The organism is Mesorhizobium temperatum (genome assembly GCF_002284575.1).
Classification (GTDB): domain Bacteria; phylum Pseudomonadota; class Alphaproteobacteria; order Rhizobiales; family Rhizobiaceae; genus Mesorhizobium; species Mesorhizobium temperatum.
Window position 1 is genome coordinate 106441 of record NZ_NPKJ01000062.1, and the last position, 10161, is coordinate 116601.

Sequence of the window (10161 nt, forward strand, 5' to 3'; positions counted from 1 at the left end):
ACGCTCGATGGCCCGCAACTCAGGCGGCGCGTGTCACCGAAGCTCACGAGATAAGCTCCGGACTGCAAACATGCAAGCGGCCGCGTTGATGCGGCCGCCATATTGATCGGATCAAAGCGCAAATCGAAAGCGAAACGTGTCCCACTCTTGCCGATCGCGCTTCAAATCGCCGTTACTCGGCGGCTGCCTTTTCCGGCAGCTTCACCGAACCGCCGGCCTTTTCGATCTTCTCGATGGCAGCCTTGGAGGCGCCGGCCACGTCGAAGGCGAGCTTGGCCTTGATGTCGCCGTCCGAGAGGATGCGCACGCCGTCCTTGACGCGGCGGATGACGCCGGCCGCGACCAGCGCTTCGGCTGTCACGGTCGTCTTGGCGTCGAGCTTCTTGGCGTCGAGCGCGGCCTGGATGCGGGCCAGCGACACGACGGCAAAGCTCTTGGCAAAGATGTTGTTGAAGCCACGCTTCGGCAGACGCCGGTAGAGCGGCATCTGGCCGCCCTCGAAGCCGTTGACGGCGACGCCGGAGCGCGCCTTCTGGCCCTTGACGCCGCGACCGGCGGTCTTGCCCGAGCCGGAACCGATGCCGCGGCCGAGACGCTTCTTGGAATGCGTCGCGCCGTCCATGTCACGCAGATCGTTGAGTTTCATCTGAGTTCTCCTGCGCTCTGGTTCAGCCCTCGTCCACGACGCGGACGAGATGCTGGACGGCAGCGATCATGCCGCGCACGGAGGGCGTGTCCTCCAGCGTGCGCTGCTTGTGCATCTTGTTGAGGCCGAGGCCGACCAGCGTCGCGCGCTGCTCCTTCGGCCGGCGGATCGGCGAACCGATCTGCTCGACGGTGATGGTCTTGGTTGCTTTCTTGGCCATGGTCAAAATCCCTGGTCAGCGTCGACTATTCTTCGGCCGCAACGGCGGTGCCGCGGCGGGCCTGAAGGGTCGAATACTTGATGCCGCGCGCAGCAGCCACATCCTTGGGATGCATCTGGCTCTTCAGCGCGTCGAAGGTGGCGCGAACCATGTTGTACGGGTTCGACGAACCCATCGACTTGGCGACCACGTCATGCATGCCGAGCGTCTCGAAGACGGCGCGCATCGGGCCGCCGGCGATGATGCCGGTACCCTGCTTGGCAGCGCGCAGCAGAACGCGTCCGGCACCCCAGCGTCCCTCGACGTCGTGGTGCAGCGTACGGCCCGAGCGCAGCGGCACGAAGATCATGTCGCGCTTGGCCGATTCGGTCGCCTTGCGGATCGCCTCAGGCACTTCGCGCGCCTTGCCATGACCGAAGCCAACGCGGCCCTTCTGGTCGCCGACGACGACGAGTGCTGCAAAGCCGAAGCGGCGGCCGCCCTTGACGACCTTGGCGACGCGGTTGATGTGGACGAGCTTGTCCACCATGCCGTCGTCGCGCTCTTCGCGATCACGGCCGCGGCCGCCATCCCTACGTTCCTGTGCCATATCCTGTTCCTTGTTTTTTTCCGGAAGCACGGTTGATGATGATATCCGGCACCTCTGTGGGTTGCCGGGGGCGAAACTCATTTTTCCCTTCGCATGATCTTATCCGAAAAATCTGCAACTTTTTGCTGCGCTGACCTCCGGTTCGGGATCATGCTTTAGAAGCTCAAGCCACCTTCACGGGCGGCCTCGGCCAGCGCCTTGACGCGGCCGTGATAGATGTACGGTCCGCGGTCGAAGACGACTTCCTTGACGCCGGCCTTCGAAGCGCGCTCGGCGATCAGCTTGCCGATTGCCACAGCGGCGGCAGTGTCTGCACCGGTCTTGAGCGAACCCTTGAGGTCCTTCTCCAGCGTCGAGGCGGCAGCGATGGTGTGGCCCTTGGCGTCGTCGATCACCTGGACGTAGATGTTCTTCGACGTGCGGTGGACCGACAGACGCGGACGCTCGCCCGCGACCTTCTTGATCTGGCGGCGGACGCGCTGAGCGCGGCGTTGTGTGGATTCTTTCGAGCCCATGATATCAGTTCCTTGCCTTCAAAAAACGGGGGCAACCCTATGCGGTAGGACAGGCCTCCCGCGACCGCTCCCCGCGGCGTTGAAATTACTTCTTCTTGCCTTCCTTGCGGACGATCTTCTCGCCAGCGTAACGGACGCCCTTGCCCTTGTATGGCTCGGGACCGCGATATTCGCGGATCTCAGCAGCAACCTGACCGACCTTCTGCTTGTCGATGCCGGTCACGGTGATTTCCGTCGGCTTCGGCACGGTGATCGTGATGTCCTGCGGCGTTTCGTAGACGACGTCATGGCTGAAGCCGAGCGCCAGCTGCAGGTTCTTGCCCTGCATGGCGGCGCGATAGCCGACGCCGGTGATCTCAAGCTTCTTTTCGAAACCGTCCTTGACGCCCTGCAGGATGTTGACGATCTGCGTGCGCGACATACCCCATTTGGAACGGGCGGTCTTGGTCTGGTCGCGTGGCTGGACAGCGATCTCGCTGCCTTCCATCTTGACCAGCACTTCGTCGTTCACCACGAACTTCAGCTCACCCTTGGGGCCCTTCGCCGTGACGGTCTGGCCGTCGACGGTCGCGGTCACGCCCTGCGGCAGCGAAACGGGTTTCTTTCCAATACGAGACATTTTGTTGTCCTCGTCACTTCTCTTGTTTCAGGTCTCTGTTTCGAGCGTGATCTTGTCCGAAAGCCGGGTTCCACTTTTCACTGCGTGGTTCGGTTCGGGATCGCGCTCCAGATCAGAAGATCTGGCAGAGGATTTCCCCGCCGACATTCTGTTCACGCGCTTCGTGGTCGGCCATCACGCCCTTCGGCGTCGAAAGGATGGCGATGCCGAGGCCGTTGGCGACGTGCGGGATCGACTTCGCCGAAACGTAAACGCGACGGCCCGGCTTCGAGACGCGGGCGATTTCGCGAACGACCGGCGCACCGTCGAAATACTTCAGCTCGATCTCGATTTCGGACTTGCCGTTGTCGAAGTCGGTCTGGCTGTAGTCGCGGATATAGCCTTCCGCCTTCAGCACGTCGAGGACGCGGGTACGCAGGCGCGAGGCCGGCGTCGAAACGCTCGACTTCTTGCGGCCATAGGCGTTGCGGATGCGGGTCAGCATATCGCCGAGAGGATCGCTCAATGACATGTTATGTCCTCCTTACCAGCTCGACTTGACCAGGCCCGGGATCTGGCCGTTGTTGCCGAGATCCCGAAGCGCGATGCGCGATACTTTGAGCTTGCGATAGTAGGCACGCGGGCGTCCGGTGACTTCGCAGCGGTTGCGGATGCGGATCTTGGCCGAGTTGCGCGGCAGTGCCGCAAGCTTCAGCTGAGCGCGGAAGCGCTCTTCCATCGGCTTGGACTGATCCATGATGATCGCCTTGAGGGCCTTACGCTTGGCAGCGTACTGGTCCACAAGCTTGCGGCGCCTGTTGTTCTTCTCGACTGAGCTGGTCTTTGCCATTTCAGATTTTTCCTTTTCTCGCTGCCGTTACTGGCGGAAGGGGAAGTTGAAGGCCTTGAGCAATGCCCTGGCTTCGTCGTCCGTCTTCGCAGTCGTACAAACGATGACGTCCATGCCCCAGATCTGATCAACCTTGTCGTAGTTGATCTCCGGGAACACGATGTGTTCCTTGATGCCCATGGCATAGTTGCCACGGCCATCGAAGCTCTTCGGATTGAGCCCGCGGAAGTCGCGGACGCGCGGCAGCGCGATGTTCACGAGGCGGTCGAGGAACTCGTACATGCGTTCCTTGCGCAGCGTGACCTTGGCGCCGATCGGCATCTTTTCGCGGACCTTGAAGCCGGCGATCGAGTTGCGGGCGTGGGTGACGACGGCCTTCTGGCCGGCGATCAGCGCAAGATCTTCCGCCGCGATCGAAGGCTTCTTCGAATCGCCGGTCGCTTCGCCGACGCCCATGTTCAGCACGATCTTGTCGATGCGCGGAACCTGCATCTCGTTCTCGTAGCCGAACTGTTCCTGCAGCGCCTTGCGGATGGTCTCGTTGTAGACCTGCTTGAGGCGCGGCGTGTTCTGGGCAGTCGCCTGCTTGGTTTGAGCCTTAGCCATTGATGACTTCTCCCGAGCGCTTGGCGACGCGCACCTTCTTGCCGTCCTTCTGGAAGATGAAACCGACGCGGGTCGGTTTGCCATCCTTGGGGTCGGCCAGCGCGATGTTCGACAGCTGGATCGGCGCTTCCTTGGTGATGATCCCGCCCTCTTGGGACTGGGACTGCTTCTGGTGACGACGGATCATGTTGACGCCGCGCACCAGCGCGGTGTCTTCCTTCGGCTGTACCGAGAGGACTTCGCCCGAACGGCCCTTGTCCTTGCCGGCCAGCACGACGACCTTGTCGCCTTTTCTAATCTTCTGCATTGGTCCGGCTCCTTACAGCACTTCAGGCGCGAGCGAGATGATCTTCATGTGGTTCTTGGCGCGAAGTTCGCGCGGAACCGGTCCGAAGATACGCGTGCCGATCGGCTCTTTCTTGTTGTCGACGAGAACGGCTGCGTTCTTGTCGAAACGGATCACGCTGCCGTCCGGACGGCGGATGTCCTTGGCCGTGCGAACCACGACCGCCTTCATCACATCGCCCTTCTTGACGCGGCCGCGCGGGATGGCTTCCTTGATCGACACCACGATGATGTCGCCCACGGAAGCGTATTTCCGCTTCGAGCCGCCCAGCACCTTGATGCACATGACACGACGGGCGCCGGAATTATCCGCGACGTCGAGGTTTGTTTGCATCTGAATCATGACTGGCCGCCTTCTTCTCTACCAACGGGACGGGCTCAAAGCCCCTCCCCGGTCTGTCCAAAATTCGTTGTTTACACCTGGTCCGAAGTCACGACGGTCCAGCGCTTGTCCTTGGAAATCGGCTTCGATTCCTGGATGAACACCTGATCGCCAACCTTGTGGGCGTTGTTCTCGTCGTGCGCCTTGTACTTCTTGGTCATGCGCACGGTCTTCTTCATCACGGGATGCGTGAAGCGCCGTTCGACCTTGACGACAACCGTCTTCTCGTTTTTGTCGCTGACGACGGTGCCCTGCAGAATGCGCTTTGGCATGGTTTTCGTCCTTAAGCCTTCTTGGCCGCGGACTTTTCCGCAGCGATGGTCTTGATACGCGCAATGTCCTTGCGGACCTGCCTCACGCGCGCGGTCTTCTCGAGCTGGCCGGTGGCCTTCTGGAAGCGCAGGTTGAACTGCTCCTTCTTCAGGCTGGCCAGGTCGTCGGTCAGCTGGTCCTGGGTCTTGGTCCGGATGTCTTCGGCTTTCATGATCAGCCCGTCCTTATTCTGCGATGCGCTGTACGAAGCGCGTCCTGACCGAGAGCTTGGCCGCGCCGAGACGCAGCGCCTCACGGGCGGTTTCCTCATTGACGCCGTCGATCTCAAACATGATGCGGCCGGGCTTGACGCGCGCCGCCCAGTAATCGACCGCGCCCTTGCCCTTGCCCATGCGGACTTCGGTCGGCTTCGACGTCACCGGCACGTCCGGGAAGATACGGATCCAGACGCGGCCGGCGCGCTTCATTTCGCGGGTGATCGCGCGGCGGGCCGCCTCGATCTCGCGCGCGGTGACGCGGTTCGGCTCAAGCGCCTTCAGCCCGAAACCGCCGAAATCCAGATTGGTGCCACCCTTGGCGGCACCATGGATACGGCCCTTGAACTGCTTGCGGAACTTTGTGCGCTTTGGCTGCAGCATCGTTCTAACTCCAAATTCTCAACTGTCTCAGGCGTTTTCGCGACGGCGACCGCGTTCGCGCTCACCACCACCGCCGTGCGCATGATCGCCCTCGGTGGCGCGGCGCTCCGAAGCCATCGGGTCGTGCTCGAGGATTTCGCCCTTGAACACCCAGACCTTGACGCCGCAGATGCCGTAGGCGGTGTGCGCTTCGGCCGTGCCGTAGTCGACGTCGGCGCGCAGCGTATGCAGCGGCACACGACCTTCGCGGTACCATTCCATGCGCGCGATCTCGGCGCCGCCAAGACGGCCGGCGCAGTTGATGCGGATGCCCTCGGCACCGAGGCGCATCGCAGACTGCACGGCGCGCTTCATGGCGCGGCGGAACGCGATGCGGCGCTCGAGCTGCTGGGCGATCGACTGGGCGACCAGCGTCGCGTCGATCTCGGGCTTACGCACTTCGACGATGTTCAAATGCGTCTCGGACTTCGTCATCTCCATCAGCTTCTTGCGAAGCTTCTCGATGTCGGCGCCCTTCTTGCCGATGATCAGGCCCGGACGCGCCGCGTGGATGGTGACGCGGCACTTCTTGTGCGGACGCTCGATCACGACCTTCGAAATCGCGGCCTGCTTGAGTTCCTTCTCAAGATACTTGCGGATCTTGATGTCCTCATGCAGCAGCTTGCCGTACTCGCCGGTGTTGGCGAACCAGCGCGAATCCCAGGTGCGGTTGATGCCGAGACGCAGACCGATCGGATTGATTTTCTGGCCCATTATGCGGCCTCCACTTTTTCTTCGACTTCACGAACGACGATCGTGAGGTGCGAGAACGGCTTCTCGATACGGCTGGCGCGGCCACGGCCACGGGCATGGAACCGCTTCATGACGATCGACTTGCCGACATAGGCTTCCGCCACGATCAGCGCATCGACGTCGAGGTCGTGGTTGTTTTCCGCGTTGGCGATCGCCGATTCCAGCGTCTTCTTGACCGTGCCGGAAATCCGCTTGGCCGAGAATTCGAGATCGGAAAGCGCTGTCGCGACCTTCTTGCCGCGGATCAGCGCGGCAACCAGGTTCAGCTTCTGCGGGCTGATACGGATCGTGCGCAACACGGCGCGCGCTTCGTTATCAGCAAGCCTGCGCGGAGCTTTGGCCTTGCCCATGATTATTTCCTCTTCGCCTTCTTATCCGCGCCGTGACCGTAATAGGTCCGGGTCGGAGCGAATTCACCGAACTTGTGGCCGACCATGTCCTCGTTCACCGAAACGGGAACGTGCTTCTGGCCGTTGTAGACACCGAAGGTGAAGCCGACGAACTGCGGCAGGATGGTGGAGCGACGGCTCCACATCTTGATCACCTCATTGCGACCACCTTCACGAACCTTGTCCACCTTCTTGAGAAGGTAGCCGTCGATGAAGGGGCCTTTCCAAATCGAACGAGTCACTTGGCGTTACCTCTTCTTAGCTCTTGCGCTGATGGCGCGAGCGCAGGATGAACTTGTCGGTCGCCTTGTTGGACCGCGTCTTCTTGCCCTTGGTCGGCTTGCCCCAAGGCGAAACCGGATGGCGGCCACCCGAGGTGCGGCCTTCGCCGCCGCCATGCGGATGGTCGACCGGGTTCATGGTCACGCCGCGATTGTGCGGACGTTTGCCCCGCCACACCGTGCGGCCTGCCTTGCCGTCATTGATGTTGCCGTGGTCCGGGTTGGACACGGCGCCGACAGTGGCCATGCACGAGCCGTGGACGACACGCTGCTCACCCGAATTCAGGCGCAGGATCGCCATGCCCTGGTCACGGCCGACGAGCTGGGCATAACCGCCAGCCGAACGGGCAACCTGGGCGCCCTTGCCCGGCTTCAGCTCGATGTTGTGGACGATCGTGCCGACCGGCATCGAGGCCAGCGGCATCGCATTGCCCGGCTTCACGTCGACCGCTTCGCCGGCCACGATCTTGTCGCCGGCAGCAAGGCGCTGCGGGGCGATGATGTAGGACAGCTCACCATCGTCATACTTGATCAGCGCGATGAAGGCGCTGCGGTTCGGATCGTATTCGATACGCTCGACAGTTCCGACAATGTCGAACTTGCGGCGCTTGAAGTCGATGATGCGGTACGTACGCTTGTGACCGCCGCCGATGAAGCGGGCCGTGATGCGGCCGTAATTGTTACGGCCGCCCGACTTGGTCAGGCCTTCGGTCAAGCCCTTGACGGGCTTGCCCTTGTAGAGGCCCGAGCGATCGACGATGACCAGCTGGCGGGTGCTCGGCGTTATCGGGTTGAATTTTTTCAGTGCCATATTTGTTGTCCTCGCGGTCTTGCTCAGAGACCCGTCGCGACGTCGATCGACTGGCCGTCGGCCAGCGTCACGATCGCCTTCTTGACGTCGCTCTGGCGGCCGATCGTGCCGCGGAAGCGCTTGATCTTGCCCTTGCGGACAAGCGTGTTCACGGCCATCACCTTGACGCCGAACAGCGCTTCGACGGCAGCCTTGATTTCCGGCTTCGACGCCTTCTTGGCGACGTTGAAGACGACCTGGTTCTGCTCGGAAGCCATGGTCGACTTTTCGGTGATCGCCGGCGAGACGATCACGTCGTAGTGACGAAGGTCGGTCATTTGAAGCGCTCCTCGAGAGCCTCGACGGCGGCCTTCGAAAGGACCAGCGTGCCGCGGCGCAGAATGTCGTAGACGTTGATGCCCTGGATGGGCAGCACGTCGATGTTCGGGATGTTCGTCGCCGCCAGCTTGAAGTTCTTGTCGAGCTCGGCGCCGCCGATCAGCAGGGCGTTGGACAGGCCCAGCGTCGCGAAATTCGCGATCAGCGCCTTGGTCTTGGCCTCGGTCAGCATCAGCTCGTCGATGATGATGAGCGACGCGCTCTTGGCCTTGGCCGAGAGAGCATGCTTGAGGCCCAGCGCACGCACCTTCTTCGGCAGGTCGTGCTCGTGGCTGCGGACGACCGGACCGTGGGCCTTGCCGCCGCCGCGGAACTGCGGAGCGCGTGCCGAATGGTGACGGGCGCGGCCCGTACCCTTCTGCTTGTACATCTTGGCGCCGGTGCGGGCGATCTCGGCGCGACCCTTGGTCTTGTGCGTGCCCTGCTGCTTCTTGGCAAGCTGCCAGCGCACCACGCGCTGCAGGATGTCCTCGCGCGGATCAAGGCCGAAAATCTCCTCGGAGAGTTTCACCTTGCCGGCGTCCTTGCCGCCAAGCGTTGTGATCTTGAGGTCCATTATTCCGCTCCCTCTGTGGCCGGGGCATCTACTGTGGCCGGGGCATCGTTCTTGGCGCCATCACTGGTTGCAATGACGCGGATTGCAGCTGGCTTCGGCGCATTGGCCGGCAGCGCAACCTTGGCCGCGTCACGGACCAGGATCCAGGCGCCCTTCGAACCGGGAACCGCGCCGCGGATCAGGATCAGACCGCGATCGGCGTCGGTCGAGACGACCTCGACATTCTGCGTGGTGACGCGGGTGTCACCCATGTGGCCGGCCATATGCTTGCCCTTGAACACCTTGCCCGGGTCCTGGCGCTGGCCGGTCGAGCCGTGCGTACGGTGCGAGACCGAGTTGCCGTGGGTCGCGCGGCCACCGCCCATGTGGTGCCGCTTGATAACGCCCTGGAAACCCTTGCCGATCGTGGTTCCCGTCACATCGACCTTCTGGCCGGCGACGAAATGATCGACGGTGATCTCGGCGCCGACATCGATCATGTTGTCGGCGGAGACACGGAATTCGGCAACCTTGGCCTTCGGCTCGACGGAAGCGGTCGCGAAATGGCCGCGCATCGCCTTCGACGTGTTCTTCACCTTGGCAAGGCCAACGCCGAGCTGGACGGCGGTATAGCCGTTCTTCTCCTGCGTGCGCTGCGCCACGACCTGGCAGTTCTCCATCTGGAGAACAGTGACGGGAACATGTTCCCCGGCATCGTTGTAGATGCGAGTCATTCCCACCTTTTTTGCAATCACACCTGAACGCATCGGTTCAATTCCTTTAGAGTTCCCTGTCGGGGCTGTCGCCCCTCCACGCCTCTTGTTCCTTCAGAGTTCCGGGTCGCCCCGCCCCTCTGGTTCCTTAGAGCTTGATCTCGACGTCGACACCGGCGGCAAGATCGAGCTTCATCAAAGCGTCGACCGTCTGCGGGGTCGGATCGACGATGTCGAGGAGACGCTTGTGCGTGCGCATCTCGAACTGCTCGCGGCTCTTCTTGTCGACGTGAGGCGACCGGTTGACCGTGAACTTTTCGATCCGCGTCGGCAGCGGAATGGGGCCGCGGACGTTGGCGCCGGTGCGCTTGGCCGTCGACACGATTTCCCGCGTCGAGGCGTCAAGCACCCGGTGATCGAACGCCTTCAGGCGGATGCGGATATTCTGTCCGTTCATGCGTCACTTCCTTGTTCTGGCGCGGCGCGGGCAGCGCCCGCGACAGATCGGTTTAAGTCCAAATTACTCTTTGATGGTGACGACGATGCCGGCACCGACGGTGCGGCCGCCTTCACGGATGGCGAAGCGCAGCTTCTCTTCCA

At 62.2% G+C, this 10161-nt stretch carries 22 protein-coding genes; all 22 read right to left on the bottom strand.

Translation table 11 applies throughout. The features are described 5' to 3' along the window. Positions 1-172 precede the first annotated feature (172 nt). Positions 173-646: a 50S ribosomal protein L15 gene (gene rplO, locus CIT26_RS24200; RefSeq protein ID WP_095494913.1), complete on the bottom strand. Its 474-nt coding sequence runs from the start codon at positions 644-646 to the stop codon at positions 173-175. Positions 647-668: 22 nt separating this feature from the next. After that, positions 669-866, bottom strand: a complete 198-nt coding sequence (gene rpmD, locus CIT26_RS24205) for a 50S ribosomal protein L30 (protein ID WP_006205449.1) — start codon at positions 864-866, stop codon at positions 669-671. A 25-nt stretch (positions 867-891) separates the two neighbouring features. Further along, the gene (rpsE, locus tag CIT26_RS24210) at positions 892-1455 is read right to left on the bottom strand and encodes a 30S ribosomal protein S5 (protein WP_006333394.1); all 564 of its coding nucleotides are present in this window, start codon (positions 1453-1455) and stop codon (positions 892-894) included. A 155-nt stretch (positions 1456-1610) separates the two neighbouring features. Further along, positions 1611-1970 (bottom strand): 50S ribosomal protein L18, encoded by a 360-nt coding sequence (gene rplR, locus CIT26_RS24215; RefSeq protein WP_029352225.1) that lies wholly within the window; start codon positions 1968-1970, stop codon positions 1611-1613. A gap of 85 nt (positions 1971-2055) precedes the next feature. Further along, positions 2056-2589 carry a 50S ribosomal protein L6 gene (gene rplF, locus CIT26_RS24220; protein WP_023799285.1) on the bottom strand — a complete coding sequence of 178 codons (534 nt, stop codon included), beginning with the start codon at positions 2587-2589 and terminating at the stop codon, positions 2056-2058. Positions 2590-2701: 112 nt separating this feature from the next. Next, complete coding sequence (gene rpsH, locus CIT26_RS24225; protein ID WP_006205453.1) at positions 2702-3100, bottom strand: 30S ribosomal protein S8; 399 nt, start codon at positions 3098-3100, stop codon at positions 2702-2704. A gap of 12 nt (positions 3101-3112) precedes the next feature. After that, entirely contained in the window at positions 3113-3418 is a 306-nt protein-coding gene (gene rpsN / locus CIT26_RS24230; RefSeq protein WP_029352223.1) for a 30S ribosomal protein S14, read from the bottom strand. Positions 3419-3445: 27 nt separating this feature from the next. Beyond that, positions 3446-4024 carry a 50S ribosomal protein L5 gene (gene rplE / locus CIT26_RS24235; protein WP_023799287.1) on the bottom strand — a complete coding sequence of 193 codons (579 nt, stop codon included), beginning with the start codon at positions 4022-4024 and terminating at the stop codon, positions 3446-3448. Then, positions 4017-4331 (bottom strand): 50S ribosomal protein L24, encoded by a 315-nt coding sequence (gene rplX / locus CIT26_RS24240; RefSeq protein WP_013531428.1) that lies wholly within the window; start codon positions 4329-4331, stop codon positions 4017-4019. Before rplX ends, rplE begins: the two co-directional genes overlap by 8 nt. A gap of 12 nt (positions 4332-4343) precedes the next feature. Further along, complete coding sequence (rplN, locus tag CIT26_RS24245; protein ID WP_006205457.1) at positions 4344-4712, bottom strand: 50S ribosomal protein L14; 369 nt, start codon at positions 4710-4712, stop codon at positions 4344-4346. Positions 4713-4783: 71 nt separating this feature from the next. Further along, positions 4784-5023, bottom strand: a complete 240-nt coding sequence (gene rpsQ, locus CIT26_RS24250) for a 30S ribosomal protein S17 (RefSeq protein WP_095494914.1) — start codon at positions 5021-5023, stop codon at positions 4784-4786. A gap of 11 nt (positions 5024-5034) precedes the next feature. Further along, positions 5035-5235, bottom strand: coding sequence for a 50S ribosomal protein L29 (gene rpmC / locus CIT26_RS24255; RefSeq protein WP_006205459.1), 201 nt, complete (start codon positions 5233-5235; stop codon positions 5035-5037). 13 nt (positions 5236-5248) lie between these two features. After that, a complete protein-coding gene (gene rplP, locus CIT26_RS24260; protein ID WP_023799290.1) occupies positions 5249-5662 on the bottom strand; it encodes a 50S ribosomal protein L16 in 414 nt (137 codons plus the stop codon). Positions 5663-5689: 27 nt separating this feature from the next. After that, the gene (gene rpsC / locus CIT26_RS24265; RefSeq protein ID WP_077377560.1) at positions 5690-6415 is read right to left on the bottom strand and encodes a 30S ribosomal protein S3; all 726 of its coding nucleotides are present in this window, start codon (positions 6413-6415) and stop codon (positions 5690-5692) included. After that, on the bottom strand, positions 6415-6804 hold the full coding sequence (gene rplV, locus CIT26_RS24270; RefSeq protein WP_023799292.1) for a 50S ribosomal protein L22: 390 nt from the start codon (positions 6802-6804) through the stop codon (positions 6415-6417). The genes rpsC and rplV overlap by 1 nt, the downstream gene beginning before the upstream one ends. A gap of 2 nt (positions 6805-6806) precedes the next feature. Further along, positions 6807-7085, bottom strand: coding sequence for a 30S ribosomal protein S19 (rpsS, locus tag CIT26_RS24275; protein WP_006205463.1), 279 nt, complete (start codon positions 7083-7085; stop codon positions 6807-6809). A gap of 16 nt (positions 7086-7101) precedes the next feature. Next, entirely contained in the window at positions 7102-7935 is an 834-nt protein-coding gene (rplB, locus tag CIT26_RS24280; protein WP_029352208.1) for a 50S ribosomal protein L2, read from the bottom strand. A 23-nt stretch (positions 7936-7958) separates the two neighbouring features. Then, complete coding sequence (locus CIT26_RS24285) at positions 7959-8252, bottom strand: 50S ribosomal protein L23 (RefSeq protein WP_010909275.1); 294 nt, start codon at positions 8250-8252, stop codon at positions 7959-7961. Next, positions 8249-8869 (bottom strand): 50S ribosomal protein L4, encoded by a 621-nt coding sequence (gene rplD, locus CIT26_RS24290; protein ID WP_027154042.1) that lies wholly within the window; start codon positions 8867-8869, stop codon positions 8249-8251. The genes CIT26_RS24285 and rplD overlap by 4 nt, the downstream gene beginning before the upstream one ends. Then, on the bottom strand, positions 8869-9615 hold the full coding sequence (gene rplC, locus CIT26_RS24295) for a 50S ribosomal protein L3 (protein WP_095494915.1): 747 nt from the start codon (positions 9613-9615) through the stop codon (positions 8869-8871). Before rplC ends, rplD begins: the two co-directional genes overlap by 1 nt. Before the next feature lie 94 nt (positions 9616-9709). Beyond that, a complete protein-coding gene (gene rpsJ, locus CIT26_RS24300) occupies positions 9710-10018 on the bottom strand; it encodes a 30S ribosomal protein S10 (protein WP_006205468.1) in 309 nt (102 codons plus the stop codon). 63 nt (positions 10019-10081) lie between these two features. Then, positions 10082-10161, bottom strand: an 80-nt coding sequence (locus tag CIT26_RS24305; RefSeq protein WP_023796029.1) for an EF-Tu C-terminal domain-related protein, incomplete at its 5' end; no start/stop codon positions are given.